Here is a 21,977-nt window from a genome sequence, read left to right on the forward strand (position 1 = left end):
GGTATCAGGCGTTCTATCGAACGCTGTTCGGTTATCGAACGATGTTCGCTACAATAGAACGACGTTCGATAGGATGCAACCGACGGACGAAAAGGAGCACGGTGACCGCACAGAACGAGGCGAAGACGGGACGACGTCGGGCGTCCCATTCGATGGAGGCCGTGCTGTCCGAAGCCGTCGCACTGCTCGACGAGAAGGGCGAGCAGGGCCTCACCTTCCGCGCCCTCGCCGCGCGCCTCGGCGGCGGCGTCGCCTCCATCTATTGGTATGTGTCCAACAAGGCCGAGCTCCTGGACCGGGCGACCGACCACGTTCTGCAGGGTGTGGTCGAGCAGGCCCGGGAGTTCCACGGCGCCGCAGATCCCGTCGACGACATCCGTTCGATCGCCCAGGCCCTCTTCGACGCTGTCGTGGACCGCCCGTGGCTCGGCACCCTGCTTATGCGCGAGACCGACGCCCACACCAGCGGGATGCAGATCTACGAGTTGATCGGCCAGCAGATCATGCGCCTGCCGCTGACCCCGCGGGAGGCCTTCGGCGCGGTTTCGGCCGTCACGAGCTTCGTCATCGGCACCGCGACCGACCTCGGGCACACTCCGCCACCCGAACTCCTCGAGGGTCACACCAACCGCGACGAGTTCCTCCACGAAGCCGCCGACGGGTGGCGCGCTCTCGACCCCGACGAATACCCCTTCATCCACTTCATCGTCGACGAGTTCGACGGTCACGACGACACCGAACAGTTCCAGGCCGGCCTCGAGTTGATCCTCGAGGGCCTGCGCCAGCAGGCCGCCAGAGATTAGTCGGCGAGCGCCGCGCGCATCCAGCGCAGCACCGTCGGCATCGCCCAACCCGCCGCGATCATGTGTTCACCGGGGACCGGTAGGAACTCGACGTCGGCGCCCAGGTGCCGCCATCGGTGGGCGAGTTCGACGACGCCCTCCTCCGGGATGAACTGATCGCCGAGCAGTTTGCTGTGCGACCCGTGGTAGAGCAGGACCGGCATCGTCGGGGCCGTCGCACCGGGCTTGTTGGCTTCGATGATTCCTCGTGCGATCGGCGAGTCGAAGGCGTCGGGCACGGCGGCCAGCGCGTTCATGTCGAGACGGGCCAGGCCCGATGCCGCCAGCCGGATCTGCGGCAGGTCCTTCATGCGGATCGCCATGTAGAGGGCGAAGTCGCCGAACAGTTCGGCCAGTTCTGGGTATTCGCGCGCCTGACCAATGGTGGCCGCGGCGAGCAGGCCGGAACCGAGGCCGGTGTTCATGCTGTGTTGCAGGAGACCGAAGTCGGTGGGGGTACCACCGCAGACGGCGCCGCGGAACCGCAGCTCGGGCGCATACGACGCCTGCTCCTGGGCGGCCCACGCGGTGGCGATCGCGCCGCCGCTGTAGCCGTCCATCACCATCGCCGACTCGACGAGCTCGGGCGCAAGATGCCGCATGCCGCGCACGGAGTCCAGGACCGCATGCGCCGCCATGATCCCGGCCGAGTAGGCCATCCGCGGACCCTCGTGGTCGGGGATCAGTACCGCGTATCCGCGGCGCAGCAACAGCGGCAGCAGAGGTGGCGCGTCGATGTAGGTGCCCCGCGCGATCCGGCGCGAGGGTGCCGCGTTGAGGCCCAGCGAATTGATCGGCTGATTGCGCACGACCACTGGACGCGGACCGCTCCCCCGCCACGGTCGGCGCGGCTCGAGCAGCGTCGCCGCGACCGGCACGGCGTCTCCGGCGGTATCGGTGGAGCGGACCAGGAACCGTCGGATGGCGACACCCCGTCGTGGTACCCGAGGCGACACCGATTCGGAGCGGATCACCTCGCCGTTCGACAGCCCGGTTAGGTCGACGGGATCAGCGTAGAAGCCCGGTCCGGACAACGGCGTCGGCAAGAGCGCGGCACGACGGTTGGCGCGCTGGTCGTCGGTCAGGTGGCGGGCCGCCCAATCGTTGAGGCGCCGCATCGCCCTACCCATCAAGGCCGCCGGCAAAGAGGGCGTCCTTGTTCGGATACCGCAGCCGCCAGTCGAGGTCGCGTTTCGCCCGGTCGTTTGCGACGCGCAGCTCGACACCGCCGAATGCCTGCGCGGCATACGGTGCCGCCAGCCCGAGGACACTCCGCGGAAACGGCAGGGGTCTGGGCCGACGCAGGCTTGCGGCGAGTGAGTCCATATAGTCGCGGAAGCTGACCGGCTCGTCGTCCACGACGTTGTAGACGCCGTTCGCCGTGTCGGACAGCGCGGCCGCCACCGTGGCATCGACCGCGTCGCCCAATTCGATCCACGACAGGACGCCCCCACCGGTCGGCACCGGCATCAACCACAGCTTCGCGAGCGACGTCATGTATCCGCTGTGTGGCACGCCCCCGCCGTGGAAGATTCCGTAGCGCAGCACGATTCCTTGATGATTGGAATCGCCGAATTCCAGCACGCCGGTTTCCATGCGGCGCAGCGCGTCCAGCATCTCCGCTCCGCCGATCCCCGATGGCGGCGGACCGGGATAGAGGTCGTCCTCAGTCAGGGTCTGCGGGAATCGCCGGTAGCCGTAGGCGAAGATCATCGATTCGGCGACGAACCGTCGGGCGCCTGCTGCGTGCGCACCGGCAATCAGGTTGGGCACTCCGGTGCGCCAGAGTGCCATGGATGGCGCGAAGTCGCGGAGTCGACGCGGGCCGTAGCGCGGCAACGTGATCAGGAGCGACAACACGACGTCGGGGCATTCGTCGCGCACCGCGTGGACGGTCGCGTCACGGTCAAGAACGTCGACGATCCTGCTCCGCGCCCCGCCGGCTTCGACTAGCGCAGCCCTCTGTGGATCTCTCGTCAACCCGACGACGTCGTGACCCGCCTGCAGGAGTTGCTTCGTCACCGGGAGACCGATCACACTCGTGGCACCGGCAACCATCACCTTCACGGGCGTCACGATGCCATGACAGCGGCCAGCATTGTCCGGCTTAGCCAGAACGGCAGGTCACAGAGGCCTGTGAACTGTCGCCCCTCGGTTCATCGGGCATCAGTACGTCTGGATGGTGACTGAAGGTTGAGCCAGGTACGGCCGGTCGGTGGTCACGCTGAACCGGACAGTGCCCCTTCCGGTGTTCACCCGCTTGCTGAAACCGCTCTGGTTCTCCCCCAGGCCGGGCAGATTGCCGCGCGCAAACCCACTGACCGCGGCACGCTTGCCGGTGGTGACGTTGGCCCAGTGGATCGTCGCCCTCACCACACACGGCCCCCCGTTGCCGGAGATCCCGACGAAGCCGCCCGACACTCCGAAGTCGACGGCGCCCGGGTCCGCCTTGCGCACGAACGCGAAGCCCGTCACTTCGCCTAAGCATGCCGGGCCGTAAGCGAGCGTCGCTACCTGCCCGGTCCGCGCGTTGCGCCCTCGCGGCACATACGGCACCGCACCGGCCGCCGCGACCGACGTGAGAACGAAGGCTGCACCTGCTGTTGCCGCGACAGCGAGTCCTCGTACACCAAGGCTCATGGGGCGAGGGTAATCCCTAACCGCCACGGGTGAATCCGGAGTCCATTCCTTCGTTGTTTGCGGCGTCCGGCTGGTATTCGAGGATGACGGAGCCAGTGCTCAAGGTCTGCTGCGACACGAGTTCGAGGTCTCGCGGGCTGTGCTCACCGTCGAAGATCGAGATTCCAGAGCCCGCGATGCGAGGCATGACGAGGAGTCGATAACGGTCGACGAGGCCGCTGGCGACGAGCGAGCGCACCAGGCTGACGCCACCGACGGCGACGATCTCGCCGTCGAAGCCGCCCTTGACTCGTTCGATCACCTCTGGCAGTGGGCCGGACTCCACCGTAGCGTTCCATCCCGGGTCTGTAAGAGTCGCCGATACCACTACTTTCGGCAGGGCATTCATCGTCACCGCGAACGCCCGATGCTCATCCGGGCCGCGAGCGTCCACCGCCGCAGCGGGCCAGATCGTGGAATTCTCCAGGAATGCGGTGCGGCCGTAAAGGAGGAGCTGCCCCTCGTGAGCGTTTGCGCCCGACCAGTGCTCCTGCATGTCTCCGGCCCAGGCCGGAGCAATCAGGCTCCGTTCGACGGTCTGCGTGTAGCCATCGATGGTCATGAACATCGCGACGGTGAGTGCTCCCAAGACGTTCTCCTTATCGTGCTTTGGTGTCCTCGATCCGGCAGTGCGGCTGGTGTTCTGCCCTCACGCGAGGCGAGGCTCTTGACCCGCGTCCTTGGCCAGGCGGTCTCCGACCTGCAACTCGTTCCAAAGCGCCCGGTCAACGCGGATCTTCTCTGTGACACCGGCATCGGTCTGAACTGTGAGCCGCCGATACAGATTCGATCCGTCTAGCAGCCCCCGCGACTTCTTGACCACCGTGCCGACCCAGGCCTGATTGTCGCTCATATGATCCTCTCGCTAGTCGGCTGCACAAAGCTTATCAGTGATAGTCTTCGACGACCAGCCACGATATTCTGTAGCCATGCCATACCCGCCGCGCACCGGCCGAGCCGAGATCGTCGCCGCCGCAATCGTGGTGCTGGACGACCGCGGACTGGATGGAGTGTCACTTCGCGCGATCGCGACGCAGCTAGGCATCCGCCAGCCGGCGCTGTACCACCATTTCGCCAGCAAGGCCGACCTGCTGGACGCCGTGGCCGACGAGATCCTCTCCACGTGGCACACGGACCGCCTCCCCCATGACGGTGAGCAGTGGGACACCTTCGTGACTCGGAACGCGCGGAGCATGCGCCGGGCAATGCTCAGCATCCGCGATGGCGCCCGACTGATCGCATCCTCCGGCTCACGAAGCCCACACCTCGACACCGCGATCGCCCAGGTGAGCCTCCTCGAGGACGCGGGCTTCACCGCGGCGGAAGCCATCCTCGCCCTCATCGCGGTCGCGCGATACACGATCGGCTCTGCTATCGAGCAGCAGACCGCCCGCGACGGCGGCGATATCGTCATTACAACCAGCCGAACCGATGACGAAGCGAACCACTTCCTCGAGAGCATCCGGTACGTCGTCGCCTTGGGCTCGGACCACGAATTCGAGACCGGGCTCGCTGCACTCATTCGGGGACTCAGGCCTGTCAAACCTTGACTCACCGCAACACAATGCTCTGCTGCGTTCTTGAACCCCTATTTCGTGAAAAAACCCGCTCCGACCGAAGTCAGAGCGGGTTTCTCGCGGTGGAGCTAAGGGGACTCGAACCCCTGACCCCCACACTGCCAGTGTGGTGCGCTACCAGCTGCGCCATAGCCCCGTTCGCGCCGAAGCGCATTAGCGAAACTACACCATCGCGATGACCGCCTCCAAATCCCAACGGAGGCGATCACCGCCCTGGATCTAGTTGCCCAGGAGGTCCTGCAGCCACTTGTCGGTGCGCTTGAGCAGCTTGCCGTCGCGCGTGATCGACGGGGTGCTGACGCTGCCCGTCGGGTCGTCGCGCTTGGTGATGTCGGTGAGGAGCGTGCTCGACTCCTGCGCCGAGGCCGCCGCCGCGCCGACCTGGGCGCCCTTGGCGATGCAGCGCTGCGTCTCGACCGTCGCACCGGCCTTGGCTGACATCTTGGCCAGCTCGTCGTTGCTGTGGTCGGTCTTGCCGTACTCGGCCGGCTGATCCTCGAACAGCGAGGTGTGGAACTTCAGGAACAGGTCCTGGTTCTTCTCGCCCGCCACACACTGCAGCGCGCCCGCGGCACGGGTGGAGTAGTCCTTCGACGCCGACGCCTCGTTGAGGAAGTTCAGCGGCCGGAACCGCACCCGCAGCTTGCCGCCGCGAATCGCGTCGGCCACCGCGGCGCCGTCAGTCTGCTCGAATGCCGCGCAGGCCGGGCACATCGCGTCCTCGTAGATGTCGATGGCGACCGGGGCCTCAGGCGCACCAAAAGTCAGGTCGGCGACCCCGGGGGTCACCGGGCCGTTGAGGTCGACGCTGGTGGTCGCCTGGTCCTTCGCATCCTTCTCCCGGTTAGCCGACCATACGACGCCGCCGATGACGAGCGCGGCGATGAGCAGGGTTGCCAGCGACACCAGGACGTAGGTGAGCACGTTCGACGAGGAGTTCGGCTTGTAGCCGCCTCGGACGTTGGGGATCTGGGGCCCGCCCTTGTTGGCAGTCACGTGATGGCTCCTTGTATCGGAAAAGGTGGAACTTCTGCAGTAGCACGCTACCCGAGTGGCGCTGAGACCCCGCTAAGACTTCACCCGTCGGCCAAGGCGGCGTCGACGACGGCCTGCGCCTCGCGCTGCACGCGATGGAGGTGGTCCTCACCCAGGAAGGATTCCGCGTAGATCTTGTAGACGTCCTCGGTGCCCGACGGGCGCGCGGCGAACCACGCGTTGGCGGTCGTGACCTTGAGCCCGCCGATCGGCGCGTCGTTGCCCGGCGCCCGGGTCAGCACCGCGGTGATCTCCTCGCCGGCCAGTGCTCGGGCACTCACCCGATCCGGTGTCAGCGCGGCCAGCACGGCCTTCTGCTCACGGTTGGCCGGCGCGTCGATGCGGGCGTAGGCCGACGTGCCGTAGCGCTCGGCGAGTTCGGCGAACCGCTGGCTCGGGGTCTGCCCGGTGACGGCCAGGATCTCACTGGCCAGCAGCGCCAGGATGATGCCGTCCTTGTCGGTCGACCACGGCCCGCCGTCGAAGCACAGGAACGACGCTCCGGCGCTCTCCTCCCCGCCGAAGGCGATCGAGCCGTCGAGCAGGCCGTCGACAAACCACTTGAACCCGACCGGCACCTCGACCAGTCGCCGCCCGATCCCCGCGACGACGCGGTCGATCAACGACGAGCTCACCAGCGTCTTGCCCACGGCCGCATCGGCGCCCCAGCCGTCGCGGTGGGTGAACAGGTAGTCGATCACGACGGCGAGGTAGTGGTTCGGGTTCATCAGCCCGGCGTCGGGGGTCACGATGCCGTGCCGGTCGGAGTCGGCGTCGTTGCCGGTCGCGATGTCGTAGCGGTCGCGCTCGGCAATCAGCGACGCCATCGCGTTCGGCGAACTGCAGTCCATCCGGATCTTGCCGTCGGTGTCCAGGGTCATGAACGTGAACCGCGGGTCGGTGGCCGGATTCACCACCGTCAGCGACGGCAAGTAGCGCTCCCCGATCGCCGCCCAGTAGTCGACCGACGCGCCGCCCAGCGGGTCGGCGCCGATGCGGATCCCGGCGTCGGCGATGGCTTTCAGGTCGATGACGGAGCCGAGCGCGTCAACGTAGTTGTCGAGGAAGGAGTAGTCGGTGGCCTGCTCGCGCGCCCGGTCGAAGGAGATGCGCTTGGCGGCACGCAGACCGCCCTCGAGGATCTCGTTGGCACGGTCGGCGATGGCCGTCGTCATCGTGGAGTCGGCCGGGCCGCCCGACGGCGGGTTGTATTTGAAGCCCCCGTCGCGCGGCGGGTTGTGGCTGGGTGTCACGACGATGCCGTCGGCGCGCGAACCGCCGCCGGCGTTGTGCTCGAGGATCGCCCGGCTCACCGCCGGCGTGGGCGTGACCGCGTCGCCCGCAGCGGTGTGGACGTCGACGCCGCCGGCGACGAGCACCTCCAGCGCCGTCCGCCACGCGGGGATCGACAGCGCATGGGTGTCGAAGCCGATGAACAGCGGGCCGTCGATGCCCGCCTGTGCGCGGTACTCGACGATCGCCTGGGTCGTCGCCACGATGTGCGCCTCGTTGAAGGCGCCGTCGAGGCTGGAACCGCGGTGGCCCGACGTGCCGAAAACCACGCGCTGGGCAGGATCGGCCGGGTCGGGGACGAGGTCGTAATACGCCCGGGTGACCTCGTCGACGTCGATCAGGTCTTCGGCGCTGGCCGGCGTACCGGCGCGGGGGTGGGCGGCCATGGCACCCAAGTTATCCTGTCCGATGACAAACCGCCCCCTACCCTCGGGAGACCGCGCCATGGCACCTCGGCTCGGAATCCTCGTGCTGCCCGGCGGCACCGACTTCTCCTACAAGCCGTTCTCGCCCTGGCAGGACTCGGCGCTGCGGATGTACCCGTTCACCTGGTCGCTGCGTGCCCGCTTCCGCGGTCAGGTCGACGTCGAGCAGGTCCGCTACCGCGTCTACGGCTGGAACGGCGGCCAGGCCAGCCCGATGTGGCACGCCAAGGCGGCATTGGAGCGGATGGCCAAGCGGAACCCCGGAATCCCGATCGTCGTCATCGGTCACTCGATGGGCGGTCGTGTGGCGGCGCAACTCGCCTCGGACCGTCGCGTGATCGGCGTGCTGGGCCTCGCGCCGTGGTGGCAGTTCGCCGACTGGCGCGAGATCCACGGCGGGGCGCGGGTACTCGCGCTGCACGGCACCGCCGACAACGTCACCCTGGCCAAGCGCACGGCCAAGGGGATCGACGAGTTGCGGGCACGCGGCGTCGACGCCCGCTACGTCGAGATCCCCGGCGGCAAGCACCCGATGCTCGACCACGTCGGCACCTGGCAGGGCTCGGCGATCGATTTCGTCGGTGGGCTGCTGCGCGACCTGCGTTGACCCGGGGTACGCCCCGCAACACGAAACCGGCCGACCCGCGTGAGCAGGTCGGCCGGTTTCGTGGGGCTTTGTCTAGCTGTACAGCCGCGGGCCGCAGTGCGGCCATGCGCCGACGCCCTGGGTCTGCAGGACGCGCTCGGCGACGGCGATCTGAGCCTCGCGCGAGTTCTGGTGCGGCATGCCGGTGCCGCCGTTGGCGCGCCAGGTGCCCAGGCTGAACTGGAGGCCGCCGTAGTAGCCGTTGCCGGTGTTGGTGGCCCAGTTGCCGCCGCTCTCGCACTGCGCGACGGCGTCCCAGTTGTGGCCGGCCGCGTCAGCGGTGGCGACAACGGCGGTGGCCGGGGTGATGATCATCGCGCCGGCGATCGCGGCACGAACGGTGAGCTTGGTGATGCTCATATGAGTAACTCCTCGGGATCAGGGTCGTGATCTATCTGTGACCTTGCTGTGATTATTCATACACAGCCGGGCGAGGATCCACAAACCGTTGTGGGAGGATCCACACACCATGGCCGAGCCCGAGCGCCCCGATCTGATCGTCGTCGACCGGACGTCGATGCGGACCGCGCTGTCCGGCGCCTTCGTCGGAAACTTCATGGAGTGGTACGACTTCGGCGTCTACGGCTACCTCGCGATCACTATGAATCACGTCTTTCTCAGCGGGTTCGGCGAGCGCCTCGGCCTCACGCTCACCCTGCTCGGATTCGCGGTGTCGTTCCTGGTCCGCCCGCTCGGCGGCATCGTCCTCGGCCCGCTCGGCGATCGCATCGGCCGCCGCAAAGTCCTGTACTTCACGATGGCGATCATGGCCGGCGCCACCGCCCTCATCGGCCTGCTCCCGACCTCCGCCCAGGTCGAGGGCTGGTTGGGCGCCGGGACCGGCGTGCTGGTGATCATCCCGCTCTATCTGCTCAAGATGGTGCAGGGCTTCTCCACCGGCGGCGAATTCGCCGGGGCGTCGACGTACGTCGCCGAGTTCTCCCCCGACCGCACCCGCGGCTTCTGGGCCTCGATCCTCAACACCGGCTCCTACCTGGGCTTCGCCGCCGGCGCCGGGCTGGTCGCTTTCACGACGCTCGCTCTCGGCGACGCCGGGATGCAGGACTGGGGCTGGCGCCTCCCGTTCCTGGTCGCACTGCCCCTCGGTGCGATCGCCATCTGGTTGCGCATGCGTATCCCGGAGACGCCCGGTTTCTCCGAGACCGTCGACGAGCAGGCGGCAATCGGCGACGAGCCGGTCGACCCGCGCGATCCCCGCGTCCGCCACGGCGTCGCCGGGGTGATCCGCTACTACTGGCGGCCGGTCCTCATCGGCATCTCCCTGGTGGCCGCCGAGGGCACCGCGGGGTACGCGCTCACGAGCTACATGCCGACATACCTGGAGAAGGAGGTCGGCGTCGCCCCGTTGCGGGCCGCGGTCGCGACGATTCCGGTGCTGGTGGTCATGGCGCTGGCGTTGCCGCTGCTCGGGCGGTTGTCGGACCGGATCGGTCGACGCCCGGTCTACGCCGCGGCGGTGACGTCGACGCTGGTTCTCATGCTGCCCGCGTTCGCGTTGCTGCAGCAATCGCATGACCACCGCTGGGTCGTCTACCCGGCGCTGGCGCTGGCCGCGGTTCCGGTGGCGCTGTTCGTCTCGATGACCGCGTCGGCACTGCCCGCCCTGTTCCCCACCGCGTCGCGGTTCACCGGGATGGGCCTCACCTACAACGTCGCGGCCTCGCTCTTCGCCGGGACCACGCCGCTGGTCGCCAACCAGCTCGTCGACTGGACTGGCAACCGCTACGCGCCGGCGCTGTACATCATGGCCTTCTCCGCTATTGCGATTGCCGCGGTCGTCGCGATGCCGGAGACGGCCGACCGCCCGTTGCCGGGATCGCCGCCCGCCGTCGAGGCTTAGGTTGTGACTGCCGAGAACGCGCGGAAACAACAAAGGGCCCCCTGACCAGCTCAATCAGGGGGCCCTTTGCTTTGAGAGTGGAGCTGCCGGGAATTGAACCCGGGTCCTCCGCCGCTTCACTGGGGCTTCTCCGTGTGCAGTTCGCAGTGTCTCTACTTGGATCTCCCGGTCACGCGAACAAGCCGAGATGACGATCCCAGTCGCTGTTGATTGTCCCGATCCCACCCGCGACCGGCGGAGTCGGTGAGTTCCCTAAGCTGATGCCGGCATCCGGGTGTGGGAACACCACCCGGGCCGACAGACTAGCTTCGCTACTTAGGCAGCGAGAGCGTAGTCGCGCTGATTGGAATCGGCGCTTAATTGGTTGCTACGACGCTTACGGTGGTCTCTAGCCTGCACCGACACGCTTCCCCCAACTCGACGCACAGAGTCGAAACCGATCAGCCCCGAGTAGGGATCCACCGCTTGCACGGCGGACATTCAAGTGTAACCGCGGACTCCCGACAAATCATCCCGATTATTCGTCGGGCGCCCCGACGGTCAGGCGCCGATGGCCCGCCCGATCTGCGGCCACGAGTCCATCATCTGGCGCTCGAACAGCTTCCAGGTGTGTGCGCCGTGGCGGAACACGCGGTAGGTGTTCGGCACCCCGGCGCGGTTGAGCGAGTCGCGCATGATGCCGGTGCACACGTGGGTGACGGCCTCCACCTGGGCCGGGCCGATGAGCAGCGCCGGCAGCGGCGTCGCCTTGTCCACCTCGCCGGGCATGCCGGTCGAGGTGCCGAGGTAGACGGACTTGCCGCGCAGGCGGACCGGGTTGCGCGCCGGGTCGTGGCGGTACCACGCCGGGTCGTGCGAGAGCCCGCGCATGTTGATCGGGTTGCCGCCGCCCGCGAGGGTGAACGCCCAGATCGAGGTGAAGCCGAAGATGCTCGTCGACGCCGGGCAGCCGCTGTAGGACGCGGCCGCGCGATACATCGGCGACCGTCCGGCGATATCGAGGGCGGGGGCGCCGCTCTGCGAGACGCCGGCGATCGCGGCGCGACCGTTGAACGGGAACACCGACGCGAGTGCGGCCGGCAGCTCGCGCATCAGGTACGTCTGCCACTTGCTGATGCCGCGAGCCAGGTCCGGGTAGCGCCAGTCGGCGTAGTAGTCGAAACCGCCGCCGACCGGCGACACCACGGTCACGGCCTTGCCGGCGAAGAACTTGCGGTAGCTGGTGAAGGTCCGCCACTTGTCGCCGGTCGCACCGCCGGTACCGCCGTTGAGGAGGTAGAACACCGGCTGGGCGCCGCCACCTGAGTTCAGGACCTCGTTGACGATGGTCTTGCGCATCGACGGCGAGTACACGTGGACGAGCACCAGCTGCCCGTCGCGGCGGTCGACCTTGACGACGCGCGCCTCGGCCGACGGGACGGAAGCGAGGGTCAGTGCGGCGGCGGCCGACACCAGGGTCACGACGCCGCGGGCAGTCCAACGTTTGAGCATCCCTAGATCAAACCAGATGCCCCGCCGGTCACACGATTTGGATCAGGAGTGTGTCGCCGGCGCCGACCTCCCCGCCCAGCCACCCGCTGCTGCTCGAGTATTCGCGCCCGGTCCACGCGTCGATCCCCCGGATTTGGCCCGCCAATCCCAGCGCTCCGGTGGAGACAGTCACCGTTGCGGGCGTCGTTCGCGGGTTGTGCAGCGACACGATCAGGCCCTTCCTGCCAATCGCCCGCGACCAGACCTCGGCCGGCTCACCAACCGCCGGTTCGGCACGTACCGCGCGGGCAGGCACACGCCCTCCAACGCTTACTCGGTCGTCGCCCGCGAGGGCCAGAACCGTCGGATTTGCCAGGACGGCGCGCACATCGGGCGGCACGATGCCCGGCTCGCCCCACGCGACGATCTGTTCGGCGACCATCACCGCCCGGGTCATCGAGCGCCGCACCCGCTCGGGCTGGTCCACGGCCGGGATCACCCGCACTTCATAAGCGCGCTCCGGCGTCGTCGTCTCCAGCTCTATCCCCCGAGCACCCAGCGCCCGCGCGGCGGCATCGCGCGCCGGGGACGACGCACACGAATCGACGACGACGCGGCGATAGCCCGCATCGCGAAGGCCGGTGGCGACAAGAGCATCGGCCTGCACACTGATCTGCTGGACCGAACAGTTGTCGACCGGAATCTCGAAGTGGGGCCGTGGCGCCGACGGGGTCGGCTCCCGCACCGCACACCCGGCGACGAGCGTGCCGACCAGCGCTGCCACGCCAAGCCCCGCACGGACTCGTTGCACGACCGCTACATGCCCTTCACGCGACGGCCAAGCTCGCGCTCGACTTCGCGCTGGGCGGTCCGCTTGGCGATGTCGTGGCGCTTGTCGTGCGCCTGCTTGCCGCGGGCGAGGGCGAGCTCGACCTTCACGCGGCCGTCGTTGAAGTACAGCGACAGCGGGACCAGGGTCAGGTTGCCATCGCGGATCTTGCCGACGAGGTTGTCGATCTCCCGGCGGTGCATCAGCAGTTTGCGGTTGCGCAGCGGCGCGTGGTTGGTCCACGACCCCGAGCCGTACTCGGCGATGTGCAGCCCGCGCAGCCAGATCTCGCCGTCGTCGATGGTCGCGAACGCGTCAACCAGCGACGCCTTGCCGTCGCGCAGGCTCTTGACCTCGGTGCCGAGGAGCGCCACACCGGCCTCGTAGGTGTCGAGGATCGCGTAGTTGTGCCGCGCCTTGCGGTTGGTCGCGATGACTTTGCGACCCTTTTCCTTCACTGCCTTGCCTTCCCGCGGTGCGCGCTATTCGCGCACGTACCAACGCAGGGTGACATACGACGTCGCACCCGCCAACACAATTCCGGTCAGCAGCAGCCAGGGCGTGACGAACAGGACGTCGGCCGAGGAGACGCGCGCCAGGATGTTGACGCGGTACAGGTCGTTGAGCGCCTCGTCGAAGAAGTACTTGCGGCCGATCATCAGACCGGCGACGGCGAGGACGGTGCCGATCACCGCGGCGACCACGGCCTCGATCAGGAACGGCAGCTGCGTGTACCAGCGCGTCGCACCCACCAACCGCATGATCGAGACTTCCGTCCGGCGCGTGTAGGCGGCCATCTGCACGGTGTTCGCGATCAACAGCACCGCTGCCACACCGAGGATCAGCGACAGCACGAATGCCGCGTTGCGGGCGCCGTCGAGGACGCTGAACAGGCGGCTGACCAGTTGTCGCTGGTCCTGCACGCCGTCGACGCCGAGGTCCTGGCGGCCCTTGAACTTGTCGATGACCTCGCCGTACTTGGCCGGGTCGTTGACCTTCACACGGAACGAGGCGGGCATGGTGTCGGGGTTGACGGCCTCGGCCATCTCCGGGGTGTTCTTGAAGACCTCCTTGGCGCGCTTGTACGCGTCGTCGAGGTTCACCCACTCCACGTTGGTGACGCCGGACTCCTTCTTCAGGTCGTCGCGCAACTGCGTGCAGGGCACCCGCTCGCAGTTGGGGTCGGCCTTGGCGACGTCGGTGTTGACGAAGATCTGCATCTCGACGCGGTTGAAGAAGATCTCTTGGCTCTTGTTGGCCATCTGCATGACCAACAGGCCGGCGCCGAGCATGCCCAGCGTGATCGCGGTGGTGATGATCATCGCGATCGTCATGGTCACGTTGCGACGCAGTCCGTTGAGGACCTCGGTGATGATGAAATTGGCGCGCATGGTTGCTGCTCTCCTCGTCTGCGGCGGCTCAGCCGATGCCGTACACGCCGTGCTTGTCGTCGCGGACCAGGCGCCCGTTGTCGAACTCCAGGACGCGACGGCGCATCGCGTCGACGATCTGGCGGTCGTGGGTGGCCATCACGACGGTGGTCCCCCGCCGGTTCACGCGATCGAGCACCTCGACGATCTCCTGGCTGGTGATCGGGTCCAGGTTGCCGGTCGGCTCATCGGCCAACAGCACAAGCGGACGGTTGACGATGGCGCGGGCGATGGCCACGCGCTGCATCTCACCGCCGGACAGCTCGTCGGGCATGCGGTCGGCCTTGCCGCCGAGACCGACGTACTCGAGCACGTCGGGCACGACCTGGTTGATGGTGGCGCGCGGCTTGCCGATCACCTCGAGGGCGAAGGCGACGTTCTCGGCCACCGACTTCTGCTGCAGCAGCCGGAAGTCCTGGAACACGCAGCCGATGGACTGGCGCAGCTTCGGCACCTGGCCGGCGCGCAACGTGTTGACATGGAAGTCACCGACCCAGATGTCGCCCGACGTCGGCTTGTCCTCTTTGAGGAGCATCCGGAAGAACGTCGACTTGCCCGACCCCGACGGGCCGATCAGAAAGGCGAACTCGCCCTTGTCGACCTCGAGGTTGATGTCGGACAGCGCGGGCCGCGTCGAGGCCTTGTACTGCTTGGTGACTTTTTCCAGCTTGATCACGGAAAGCCAGTGTAGCCACGAGATCTGAGTGCGGCTCTCAGGCGCGCCGCCCCCTACCGGGCGGGTGTTTGCACCGTCACAGTGGGCGGCGACGGTACGTCGTCGCGGCCCTGATCGGCGCTGCTGAGATAGACGGCGAACAGGACGACGAACGCGACGACCAACAGGACCGTCGAGAAGCGCTTGGTGAACCGACTCGCCGTCATGCGTCCTCCTCGGGGGCATCGGGGCTGTATCCGGCGCGCACGGGCACCCCGCCCTTGCGCAGCTTCTCGACCAGGTACACCCGCAACTTGCGGGTGACGTCGAACTGCTTGCCCGGCATCGTGCGCGCCACGACCCGCACCGTGTACGCGTCGTCGCCCATGTCGACCACGCCCAGCGGCGTCGGCGCGTCCAGCAGCAGCGGCCCGTAGCGCTTGTCGGCGGCAAAGGCCTCGCCGGCCTTGACGAGCTTCTCGGTGACGACGGTGAGGTCGGCGTTCTGGTCGAACTTGATGTCGACGACGGCGCGCGCCCAGTCGCGGGACTGGTTGGTCGCGGCGATTACCTGCCCGTTGGGCACGGTGACGAGCTCGCCGTCGGTGGTGCGCAGGCTGGTGGCCCGCAGCGTGATGTCCTCGACGTGCCCTTCCATCACGACCCCGCCGCCGAGCGTGAGCCGCACGAGGTCGCCGTAGCCGTACTGCTTCTCGGAGACGATGAAGAAGCCGGCGAGCAGGTCCTGCACGACCTTCTGGGCGCCGAAGCCGACCGCGGCACCGATGACGGCGCCCGGCCCGACGAGCCCGGCGACCGGGACCCCGAGCAGCGCGAGGACCCGCAGGCCCACGACGAAGGCGATCGCCGAGATCAGCGCCCAGCGCACGACGCGCAGCACCGCACGGGTGTGGCTGGCCTGCTCGACGACCTTGAGGTAGTCGTCGCGGCCGAGGGCGTCGCGCTCCTGGGTGCGCGTGGTGACGCGGCGCGCGACGCGGCCGAGGACCCAGCCGATCCCCTGCGCGAGCAGGATCCCGCCGATCACCCACAGTGCGATCGGCACACCGGTGAGGCTGAGCCAGTCCCAAGCCCGGTCGACCGCCCGCGTGGCGGCGTCGCCCAGTCGGCTAGCCGTTGTCATCGGCGTCGCCGTCGGCCATCCGCCAGCGGATGCCGGCTTCGATGAAGTCGTCGATCTCGCCGTCGAGGACGCCGGTGGGGTTGTTGTTCTCCAGGTTGGTCCGCAGGTCCTTCACCATTTGGTACGGGTGCAGGACGTAGGAGCGCATCTGGTTGCCCCAGCTCGAGCCGCCGTCGCCCTTGAGGGCGTCCATCTCGGCGCGCTCCTCGGCGCGCTTGCGCTCGAGCAGCTTGGCCTGCAGCACGCGCATCGCCGACGCCTTGTTCTGCAACTGGCTCTTTTCGTTCTGACAGGTCACGACGATCCCGGTCGGCAGGTGCGTGAGGCGCACCGCCGAGTCGGTGGTGTTGACCGACTGCCCACCCGGGCCCGACGACCGGTAGACGTCGACCTTGAGGTCGTTCTCGTCGATGTCGATGTGGTCGGTCGTCTCCACGACGGGCAGCACCTCGACCTCGGCGAAGGAGGTCTGGCGACGGCCCTGGTTGTCAAAGGGGCTGATCCGCACCAGGCGGTGCGTGCCCTGCTCGATCGAGAGGGTGCCGTACATGTAGGGCGCCTTGACCGCGAACGTCGCGCTCTTGATGCCCGCCTCCTCGGCGTAGGAGGTGTCGTAGACCTCGACGCCGTAACCGTGGGCGTCGGCCCAGCGCGTGTACATCCGCATGAGCATCTGCGCCCAGTCCGCGGCGTCGACGCCGCCGGCGCCTGCGCGGATGTTCACCAGGGCGTCGCGCTGGTCGTACTCGCCGGCGAGCATGGTCTTGACTTCCATCGCCTCGATGTCGGCGCGCAGCGAAGCCCGCTCCTTGTCGGCGTCGGCGAGGGCGGCCGCGGCGTCGTCGCCCTCCTCGGCCTCGGCGAGTTCATAGTGGACCGGCAGGTCGTCGAGGCGCTGGCGCAGTTCGCTGACGCGGCGCAGTTCGCTCTGCGCGTGGGAGAGGTCGCTGGTGACCTTCTGCGCGTGGTCCTGGTCGTTCCACAACTCGGGGTCGGACGCCTGCAACTCGAGTTCGTCGATGCGGCGGCGCAGCTCATCGAGGTCGAGAACCTTCTCGACGGTCGTCAACGTCGAGTCGAGGGATTCCAGGTCGGCGATCACATCGGGCTGCACGGGGAACCAGCCTACCGGGCAGAATCGGGCGCGCCGCGCCGGAGGCGGTCGGCTACGGCCGGTCGCCGTCGGCCATCAGGACCCACGACTGGTCGGGCTTGCGCGGGTTGTAGCGCACGGGCAGGTCCTGGCCGATCGTGGGCCACGGCGCGTCGAGGGAGTAGTCGAACGAGCCGTAGACCTCGGTCGGCGCGATGTCGGCGCCGATGATCGTGCCGGAGATCGTCAGGAAGGCCTTGCCGTTGGCGTCGCCCTTGGCGGGGCGCTCGCTGACGCCGGTCACCGTGAGAGTGCCGCTGCTCATCGCCGCCAACTTCTCCGCCGACGGTTTGCGTCCGCGCAGACCGAGGATCAAGGCGACAACCGTCGCCGCCAACACTGCCGTCGTGATCAAGCCAACAACCATGACAGATACCCTAGGTCCTCATGGCCGACCTAGCCACCGCCTTGACGCTCGCCGACGCCGCAGACGCCCTCACGCTGCCGCGCTTCGGCGCCATCGACCTGTCGGTGAGCACCAAGCCCGACCTCACGCCCGTCTCCGACGCCGACCTGGCGTGCGAGAAGATGCTGCGCGAGCAGATCGGCACCCGCCTGCCCGACGACCGGATCATGGGCGAGGAGTTCGGCGGCGACGCGGTGGCCGTCGGGCGCCAGTGGGTGATCGACCCGATCGACGGCACCAAGAACTTCGTCCGCGGTGTCCCGGTGTGGGCGACGCTCATCGCCCTGCTGGACGACGGCGTGCCGATCGTCGGCGTCGTGTCCGCGCCGGCCCTGGGGCGACGGTGGTGGGCCGCGGCCGGCGCCGGAGCGTTCGCGACCGGCCCCGGCGACGACGAACCGCGACGGTTGTCGGTGTCGGAGGTGTCATCGCTCGACGACGCGAGCCTGGCCTTCTCCAGCCTGTCGGGGTGGGCCGAGCGCGGACTGCGCGAGAAGTTCGTCGGCCTCACCGACGACGTGTGGCGCGTGCGCGGCTTCGGCGACTTCTGGAACTACTGCCTGGTGGCCGAGGGCGCGGTCGACATCGCCGCCGAGCCGGAGGTCTCGCTGTGGGACCTGGCCGCCGTCGACATCGTGGTCCGCGAGGCCGGCGGCACGTTCACCAACCTCGCCGGCGAACCCGGGCCGCGCGGCGGCAGCGCGGTGGCCACGAATGGAACCCTGCACGACGAGGTGCTGAACAAGCTCCGCTGATCCGCGCGTTCCACTGACGCACACCGGCCGCAGTGCCAGGATTGGGCCCTATGAGGTGGCTCGCCGTCTTCTCAGTGTTCGTCGTCGCGACCGCGGTCGCCGGCCTCGGGCGGTTCTACGGCAGCCTCGCCTGGTGGCTGATCGCCGCCGGCATCGGCGCCCTCGGGTGCCTCGGCGTCTACGACTTGATCCAGACCAGGCACTCGGTGACCCGCAACTACCCGATCATCGGGCACCTGCGGTTCCTCCTCGAGGAGATCCGCCCCGAGGTGCGCCAATACTTCGTCGAGTCCAACATCGAGGGCCGCCCGTTCGACCGCGAACTTCGCGACCTCGTCTACGACCGCGCCAAGGGGAACCACGGCGAGGAGCCGTTCGGCACCCAGCGCGACGTCAACGCCGTCGGGTACGAGTTCGTCGCACACTCCTTGCGCGCCAAGCCCAAGCCCGACGGGCCGCAGCCACGGGTACGGCTGGGCGGACCGCGCTGCACCAAGCCGTACGACATCGCACTGCTCAACGTCTCGGCCATGAGCTTCGGCTCGATGTCGGGGAACGCGATCGAGGCCCTCAACGGCGGCGCGGCATTGGGCGGCTTCGCCCACGACACGGGCGAGGGGTCGATCAGCAAGTACCACCGCAAGCGCGGCGGGGATCTGATCATGGAGGTCGCGTCGGGCTATTTCGGGTGCCGCACCGACGACGGGCACTTCGATCCGGACAAGTTCGCCGAGCGCGCCCGGCTCGACCAGGTCAAGGCGATCAACATCAAGCTGTCGCAGGGCGCGAAGCCCGGACTGGGCGGGCTGCTGCCGGGGTCGAAGGTCAACGCGGAGGTCGCGGCGGCCCGCGGGGTCGAGGTCGGCACGACCGTCGTCTCCCCGCCCGCCCACAACGCCTTCCACACCCCCGTCGAGTTGATGGAGTTCATCGAGCAGCTGCGGCAGCTGTCCGACGGCAAACCGGTGGGCTTCAAGCTGTGCATCGGGTCCAAGCGCGAGTTCCTCGCCCTCTGCAAGGGCATGCTCGCCACCGACATCACGCCCGACTTCATCATCGTCGACGGTTCCGAGGGCGGCACCGGTGCCGGTCCGGTCGAGTTCGAGGACCACGTCGGGATGCCGCTGACCGAGGGGCTGATGTTCGTGCACAACGCGCTCGTCGGCGTCGGCCTGCGCGAACAGATCAAGATCGGCGCGTCCGGCAAGGTCGCCACCGGCATCGATATCGTCAAGCGCATCTGCCAAGGCGCCGACTTCACCCTCGCCGCGCGGGCGATGATGTTCGCGATCGGGTGCATCCAGGCGCAGAAGTGCCACACCAACACGTGCCCCGTCGGCGTCGCTACGCAGGACCCGGCACGGGCGCGGGCGCTGGTCGTCGAGGACAAGATCCAGCGCGTCTACAACTACCAAGACAAGACGGTGAACTCGGCGCTGCAGATCGTGTCGTCGATGGGGCTGGACTCCTTCGACCAATTGACGCCGCGCAAGCTGTTCCGCCGGGTCGACCCGCAGGTCACGATGACCTACCACGACCTGTTCGAATGGCTTGAGCACCGACAGCTGCTCACGCACCCGCCGGAGGGGTGGCACCGGGACTGGGTGACCGCGTCGGCGGAGACCCTGGATCCGGTCGAGGTCGTCGAGTTGCTGGAGCCGATCGGTGCCGACGATCTCGAGACGATTCGCCGGGAGTTCCCCGACGAGCGCGACTAGTCCTGCTGCGCCTTCTTGGCCGCCTTGGCGGCGAGACGCTCCTGGAGGCGCTGTCGGTTGCGCAGGGCACGCTTGGGCCAGAACGTGTAGGTGGCCCAGATCATCAGGAAGGCGATCAGGCTGGTGACGACGACGATGCCGACGATCCACCCGACACCCAGCTCGTGCACGAACGAGGTGTCCCGCAGCGCCAGCAGGACCAGCGCCCCGCCGACGAGCGACCAGAGGATCGTGAAGCCGAACGACCACCAGACCAGCGCCCGCTTCTCGTCGTCATTCGGGCCGCGGTGGTGGTCGTTGACGAATCGGTCGACGGCGGTCATCGCCGCGAGGTACGGCACCATCATGCTGACGCCGCCCAGGCCGCTGCCGCCGATGACGCTGCCGAGGATCCCGATGAGGATGTTCATCCCCACCGAGATGCCGACGAACCACCAGAGGTACTTCTTCAGCGGAACGGTCAGCGGCTGCATCGTGGTCACGTTGTTCTCAGTCACGCGGCCACCGTAGCGCGGTCATCGGGCAGACTCGGCCGTATGACCGTCATCCCCGACGACGTCGTCGCACTCGTCCGCGACGCCCGCCACGTCACCGTGTTCACCGGCGCCGGGGTGTCCGCCGAGAGTGGCATCGCCACCTTTCGCGGGTCGGGCGACAGCCTGTGGGGCCGCCTCGACCCGATGATGCTGGCGTCGGTCGACGGCTGGGCCGCCGATCGCGACCTCGTCTGGGGCTGGTACGCCTGGCGCATCGGACAACTCGACGACGTCGAGCCGAATGACGGTCACCGCGCGCTGGCCGACCTCGCCACCGCCGAGCGCACCGTCGACGTCGTCACGCAGAACGTCGACGATCTCCACGAGCGCGCCGGCAGCACCGTCGTCAGCCACCTGCACGGGCGGCTGACGGCGACGCGGTGCGCCGTGTGCGGCGACCCGTACGTCGGGGAAGTCGGGCGAGACGACCTCGATGCCCTGGACGCCGACGACCTCGATTCGCTGCGGCTGACCCCGCCCGCGTGCGACGCGTGCGGCGGCCCGGTGCGCCCGGGCGTCGTGTGGTTCGGCGAGATGCTGCCGCAAGACGACTGGAACCGGGCGCTGATCTCCTTCGCCCGCTGCGACCTGGTGCTCATCGTCGGCACCAGCGGCCTGGTCCACCCCGCCGCCGGCTTGCCCGCCGAGGCCGCCAAGCGCGGGGTGCCGATCATCGAGATCAACCCCGACGAGTCCGGACTCAGCGACCTCGCGACGCACTCGATCCGCGCGACGTCGGCGACAGCCTTGCCCGCGATCGTCGACGCTCTCGAGGCGCCCGCAATCCCGCGGCGTTTCGCCAATCCCCCGCCGATCGACGCGGGACCAGCGAAACCGTGCTGCTTCTAGAACTCGACCGTCGCCCCCGGCTCGACGACCGTGAACTCGGTGCCGCCGGGGCGCATCTCGGTGATCCGTGCGTTGTGGATGCCCTTTCCCGCCGACGACTGCACGCCCTGGTGGATCGGGAAAGCCTTGGCCGGCCCGACGCCGCGCAGATAGTCGACCGCCTCGGACAGCTTCATCCACGGGGCAGCCGCCGGCAGTGCCAGCACCTCGACCGAGGCAAACGGGATGTAGTACGAGTCGCCCGGGTGCAGCAGCATCCCGGGACGCTCGTCCGTGCCCACGAGATAGGCGATGTTGTCGATGACGGGCAGCTCGGGGTGGATCACGGCGTGCCGGCCGCCGGTGGCCCGGACGGTGAGCGGCCCGATCGCGAAGCGCTGACCCACGTGCGCGTCGCCCCACGTCCCCATCGTCGGGTCGGCGTTCAACTGTGCGGCCGTCTGCGGATCGCACCAGCGCTGCGCGTCGGGATTCGCGGCGACGAGGGCGGGCAGTCGCGCGGTGTCGGCGTGGTCGGGGTGCTGGTGCGTGATGAGGATGGCGTCGAGGCCGGTGAGGTCTTCGAAGCCCGACGACAGGTTGCCGGGGTCGAACAGGATCCGAGTGCCGTTGATGTCGGCGAGGAAGCACGAATGGCCGTAGGACGTGATCCGCATGGCGTTCATGCTGCCACC

26 protein-coding genes, 1 tRNA gene and 1 other RNA gene are annotated in these 21,977 nt (G+C 68.2%); 7 read left to right on the forward strand and 21 right to left on the reverse strand.

All coding sequences use genetic code 11. The features are described 5' to 3' along the window. The first annotated feature begins 101 nt into the window (after positions 1–101). Positions 102–803 carry a TetR/AcrR family transcriptional regulator gene (locus QM728_RS10590; protein ID WP_415031976.1) on the forward strand — a complete coding sequence of 234 codons (702 nt, stop codon included), beginning with the start codon at positions 102–104 and terminating at the stop codon, positions 801–803. Here the strand turns inward: QM728_RS10590 and QM728_RS10595 are convergent. The 5 genes from QM728_RS10595 to QM728_RS10615 all read right to left on the reverse strand — a co-directional run bounded on the left by QM728_RS10595 (position 800) and on the right by QM728_RS10615 (position 4,374). After that, positions 800–2,068 carry a lipase family protein gene (locus QM728_RS10595; RefSeq protein ID WP_415032885.1) on the reverse strand — a complete coding sequence of 423 codons (1,269 nt, stop codon included), beginning with the start codon at positions 2,066–2,068 and terminating at the stop codon, positions 800–802. The two genes, QM728_RS10590 and QM728_RS10595, sit on opposite strands and share 4 nt — an antisense overlap. Next, positions 1,965–2,918: an NAD-dependent epimerase/dehydratase family protein gene (locus tag QM728_RS10600; protein WP_415031977.1), complete on the reverse strand. Its 954-nt coding sequence runs from the start codon at positions 2,916–2,918 to the stop codon at positions 1,965–1,967. The genes QM728_RS10595 and QM728_RS10600 overlap by 104 nt, the downstream gene beginning before the upstream one ends. 90 nt (positions 2,919–3,008) lie before the next feature. Continuing rightward, complete coding sequence (locus QM728_RS10605) at positions 3,009–3,482, reverse strand: hypothetical protein (RefSeq protein ID WP_415031978.1); 474 nt, start codon at positions 3,480–3,482, stop codon at positions 3,009–3,011. A 16-nt stretch (positions 3,483–3,498) separates the two neighbouring features. Further along, positions 3,499–4,110: a dihydrofolate reductase family protein gene (locus tag QM728_RS10610; protein ID WP_415031979.1), complete on the reverse strand. Its 612-nt coding sequence runs from the start codon at positions 4,108–4,110 to the stop codon at positions 3,499–3,501. Between the two features lie 60 nt (positions 4,111–4,170). Further along, positions 4,171–4,374, reverse strand: a complete 204-nt coding sequence (locus QM728_RS10615) for a hypothetical protein (RefSeq protein WP_415031980.1) — start codon at positions 4,372–4,374, stop codon at positions 4,171–4,173. Positions 4,375–4,450: 76 nt separating this feature from the next. On the opposite strand from QM728_RS10615, the gene QM728_RS10620 reads away from it, so the two are divergent. Next, the gene (locus QM728_RS10620; protein WP_415031981.1) at positions 4,451–5,071 is read left to right on the forward strand and encodes a TetR/AcrR family transcriptional regulator C-terminal domain-containing protein; all 621 of its coding nucleotides are present in this window, start codon (positions 4,451–4,453) and stop codon (positions 5,069–5,071) included. A gap of 90 nt (positions 5,072–5,161) precedes the next feature. On the opposite strand, the gene QM728_RS10625 is transcribed toward QM728_RS10620, so the two are convergent. The 3 genes from QM728_RS10625 to pgm form a co-directional block, all read right to left on the reverse strand. Beyond that, a tRNA-Ala gene (locus QM728_RS10625) sits at positions 5,162–5,234 on the reverse strand. 83 nt (positions 5,235–5,317) lie between these two features. Then, positions 5,318–6,094, reverse strand: a complete 777-nt coding sequence (locus QM728_RS10630; protein ID WP_415031982.1) for a DsbA family protein — start codon at positions 6,092–6,094, stop codon at positions 5,318–5,320. Positions 6,095–6,174: 80 nt separating this feature from the next. Beyond that, positions 6,175–7,812 (reverse strand): phosphoglucomutase (alpha-D-glucose-1,6-bisphosphate-dependent), encoded by a 1,638-nt coding sequence (gene pgm, locus QM728_RS10635; RefSeq protein WP_415031983.1) that lies wholly within the window; start codon positions 7,810–7,812, stop codon positions 6,175–6,177. Positions 7,813–7,870: 58 nt separating this feature from the next. On the opposite strand from pgm, the gene QM728_RS10640 reads away from it, so the two are divergent. Continuing rightward, positions 7,871–8,458, forward strand: a complete 588-nt coding sequence (locus QM728_RS10640) for an alpha/beta hydrolase (protein ID WP_415031984.1) — start codon at positions 7,871–7,873, stop codon at positions 8,456–8,458. A gap of 72 nt (positions 8,459–8,530) precedes the next feature. Here QM728_RS10640 and QM728_RS10645 read toward each other — a convergent pair whose 3' ends face one another. After that, a complete protein-coding gene (locus QM728_RS10645) occupies positions 8,531–8,857 on the reverse strand; it encodes a transglycosylase family protein (protein WP_415031985.1) in 327 nt (108 codons plus the stop codon). Positions 8,858–8,966: 109 nt separating this feature from the next. On the opposite strand from QM728_RS10645, the gene QM728_RS10650 reads away from it, so the two are divergent. Further along, entirely contained in the window at positions 8,967–10,358 is a 1,392-nt protein-coding gene (locus tag QM728_RS10650) for an MFS transporter (RefSeq protein WP_415031986.1), read from the forward strand. A gap of 75 nt (positions 10,359–10,433) precedes the next feature. Here the strand turns inward: QM728_RS10650 and ssrA are convergent. The 10 genes from ssrA to QM728_RS10700 form a co-directional block, all read right to left on the reverse strand. After that, positions 10,434–10,806: a transfer-messenger RNA gene (ssrA, locus tag QM728_RS10655) on the reverse strand. A gap of 92 nt (positions 10,807–10,898) precedes the next feature. Beyond that, positions 10,899–11,849 (reverse strand): alpha/beta hydrolase, encoded by a 951-nt coding sequence (locus QM728_RS10660; RefSeq protein WP_415031987.1) that lies wholly within the window; start codon positions 11,847–11,849, stop codon positions 10,899–10,901. A gap of 28 nt (positions 11,850–11,877) precedes the next feature. Further along, complete coding sequence (locus QM728_RS10665; protein ID WP_415031988.1) at positions 11,878–12,612, reverse strand: hypothetical protein; 735 nt, start codon at positions 12,610–12,612, stop codon at positions 11,878–11,880. Between the two features lie 32 nt (positions 12,613–12,644). Next, on the reverse strand, positions 12,645–13,115 hold the full coding sequence (gene smpB / locus QM728_RS10670; protein ID WP_415031989.1) for an SsrA-binding protein SmpB: 471 nt from the start codon (positions 13,113–13,115) through the stop codon (positions 12,645–12,647). A 24-nt stretch (positions 13,116–13,139) separates the two neighbouring features. Beyond that, the gene (ftsX, locus tag QM728_RS10675) at positions 13,140–14,048 is read right to left on the reverse strand and encodes a permease-like cell division protein FtsX (RefSeq protein ID WP_415031990.1); all 909 of its coding nucleotides are present in this window, start codon (positions 14,046–14,048) and stop codon (positions 13,140–13,142) included. 28 nt (positions 14,049–14,076) lie between these two features. After that, positions 14,077–14,763 carry a cell division ATP-binding protein FtsE gene (ftsE, locus tag QM728_RS10680; RefSeq protein ID WP_415031991.1) on the reverse strand — a complete coding sequence of 229 codons (687 nt, stop codon included), beginning with the start codon at positions 14,761–14,763 and terminating at the stop codon, positions 14,077–14,079. Between the two features lie 53 nt (positions 14,764–14,816). Beyond that, positions 14,817–14,969, reverse strand: a complete 153-nt coding sequence (locus tag QM728_RS10685) for a hypothetical protein (protein WP_415031992.1) — start codon at positions 14,967–14,969, stop codon at positions 14,817–14,819. Next, a complete protein-coding gene (locus QM728_RS10690) occupies positions 14,966–15,886 on the reverse strand; it encodes a mechanosensitive ion channel family protein (protein ID WP_415031993.1) in 921 nt (306 codons plus the stop codon). The genes QM728_RS10685 and QM728_RS10690 overlap by 4 nt, the downstream gene beginning before the upstream one ends. Beyond that, complete coding sequence (gene prfB / locus QM728_RS10695) at positions 15,873–17,000, reverse strand: peptide chain release factor 2 (protein WP_415031994.1); 1,128 nt, start codon at positions 16,998–17,000, stop codon at positions 15,873–15,875. Before prfB ends, QM728_RS10690 begins: the two co-directional genes overlap by 14 nt. A gap of 52 nt (positions 17,001–17,052) precedes the next feature. Further along, complete coding sequence (locus QM728_RS10700) at positions 17,053–17,406, reverse strand: hypothetical protein (RefSeq protein WP_415031995.1); 354 nt, start codon at positions 17,404–17,406, stop codon at positions 17,053–17,055. A 20-nt stretch (positions 17,407–17,426) separates the two neighbouring features. Here QM728_RS10700 and hisN point away from each other — a divergent pair, with 20 nt between their 5' ends. Continuing rightward, positions 17,427–18,200 carry a histidinol-phosphatase gene (gene hisN, locus QM728_RS10705; RefSeq protein WP_415031996.1) on the forward strand — a complete coding sequence of 258 codons (774 nt, stop codon included), beginning with the start codon at positions 17,427–17,429 and terminating at the stop codon, positions 18,198–18,200. A 50-nt stretch (positions 18,201–18,250) separates the two neighbouring features. Beyond that, positions 18,251–19,918, forward strand: coding sequence for an FMN-binding glutamate synthase family protein (locus QM728_RS10710; RefSeq protein ID WP_415031997.1), 1,668 nt, complete (start codon positions 18,251–18,253; stop codon positions 19,916–19,918). On the opposite strand, the gene QM728_RS10715 is transcribed toward QM728_RS10710, so the two are convergent. Then, a complete protein-coding gene (locus QM728_RS10715) occupies positions 19,915–20,415 on the reverse strand; it encodes an ABZJ_00895 family protein (RefSeq protein WP_415031998.1) in 501 nt (166 codons plus the stop codon). The two genes, QM728_RS10710 and QM728_RS10715, sit on opposite strands and share 4 nt — an antisense overlap. 39 nt (positions 20,416–20,454) lie before the next feature. Here QM728_RS10715 and QM728_RS10720 point away from each other — a divergent pair, with 39 nt between their 5' ends. Then, on the forward strand, positions 20,455–21,303 hold the full coding sequence (locus QM728_RS10720; protein WP_415031999.1) for an SIR2 family NAD-dependent protein deacylase: 849 nt from the start codon (positions 20,455–20,457) through the stop codon (positions 21,301–21,303). Here the strand turns inward: QM728_RS10720 and QM728_RS10725 are convergent. Next, entirely contained in the window at positions 21,300–21,959 is a 660-nt protein-coding gene (locus QM728_RS10725; RefSeq protein WP_415032000.1) for an MBL fold metallo-hydrolase, read from the reverse strand. The two genes, QM728_RS10720 and QM728_RS10725, sit on opposite strands and share 4 nt — an antisense overlap. Positions 21,960–21,977: the final 18 nt, after the last annotated feature.

The organism is Gordonia sp. (in: high G+C Gram-positive bacteria) (assembly GCF_047602025.1).
Taxonomy (GTDB): domain Bacteria; phylum Actinomycetota; class Actinomycetes; order Mycobacteriales; family Mycobacteriaceae; genus Gordonia.

Excerpts from the sequence above, each read along its gene's own strand:
- QM728_RS10605 (WP_415031978.1), bottom strand. The coding sequence starts at position 3,482 with ATGAGCCTTGGTGTACGAGGACTCGCTGTCGCGGCAACAGCAGGTGCA.
- QM728_RS10615 (WP_415031980.1), bottom strand. The coding sequence starts at position 4,374 with ATGAGCGACAATCAGGCCTGGGTCGGCACGGTGGTCAAGAAGTCGCGG.
- QM728_RS10620 (WP_415031981.1), top strand. The coding sequence starts at position 4,451 with ATGCCATACCCGCCGCGCACCGGCCGAGCCGAGATCGTCGCCGCCGCA.
- pgm (WP_415031983.1), bottom strand. The coding sequence starts at position 7,812 with ATGGCCGCCCACCCCCGCGCCGGTACGCCGGCCAGCGCCGAAGACCTG.
- QM728_RS10640 (WP_415031984.1), top strand. The coding sequence starts at position 7,871 with ATGGCACCTCGGCTCGGAATCCTCGTGCTGCCCGGCGGCACCGACTTC.
- QM728_RS10645 (WP_415031985.1), bottom strand. The coding sequence starts at position 8,857 with ATGAGCATCACCAAGCTCACCGTTCGTGCCGCGATCGCCGGCGCGATG.
- QM728_RS10650 (WP_415031986.1), top strand. The coding sequence starts at position 8,967 with ATGGCCGAGCCCGAGCGCCCCGATCTGATCGTCGTCGACCGGACGTCG.
- QM728_RS10660 (WP_415031987.1), bottom strand. The coding sequence starts at position 11,849 with ATGCTCAAACGTTGGACTGCCCGCGGCGTCGTGACCCTGGTGTCGGCC.
- ftsX (WP_415031990.1), bottom strand. The coding sequence starts at position 14,048 with ATGCGCGCCAATTTCATCATCACCGAGGTCCTCAACGGACTGCGTCGC.
- QM728_RS10685 (WP_415031992.1), bottom strand. The coding sequence starts at position 14,969 with ATGACGGCGAGTCGGTTCACCAAGCGCTTCTCGACGGTCCTGTTGGTC.
- QM728_RS10690 (WP_415031993.1), bottom strand. The coding sequence starts at position 15,886 with ATGACAACGGCTAGCCGACTGGGCGACGCCGCCACGCGGGCGGTCGAC.
- QM728_RS10700 (WP_415031995.1), bottom strand. The coding sequence starts at position 17,406 with ATGGTTGTTGGCTTGATCACGACGGCAGTGTTGGCGGCGACGGTTGTC.
- hisN (WP_415031996.1), top strand. The coding sequence starts at position 17,427 with ATGGCCGACCTAGCCACCGCCTTGACGCTCGCCGACGCCGCAGACGCC.
- QM728_RS10710 (WP_415031997.1), top strand. The coding sequence starts at position 18,251 with ATGAGGTGGCTCGCCGTCTTCTCAGTGTTCGTCGTCGCGACCGCGGTC.
- QM728_RS10720 (WP_415031999.1), top strand. The coding sequence starts at position 20,455 with ATGACCGTCATCCCCGACGACGTCGTCGCACTCGTCCGCGACGCCCGC.
- QM728_RS10725 (WP_415032000.1), bottom strand. The coding sequence starts at position 21,959 with ATGCGGATCACGTCCTACGGCCATTCGTGCTTCCTCGCCGACATCAAC.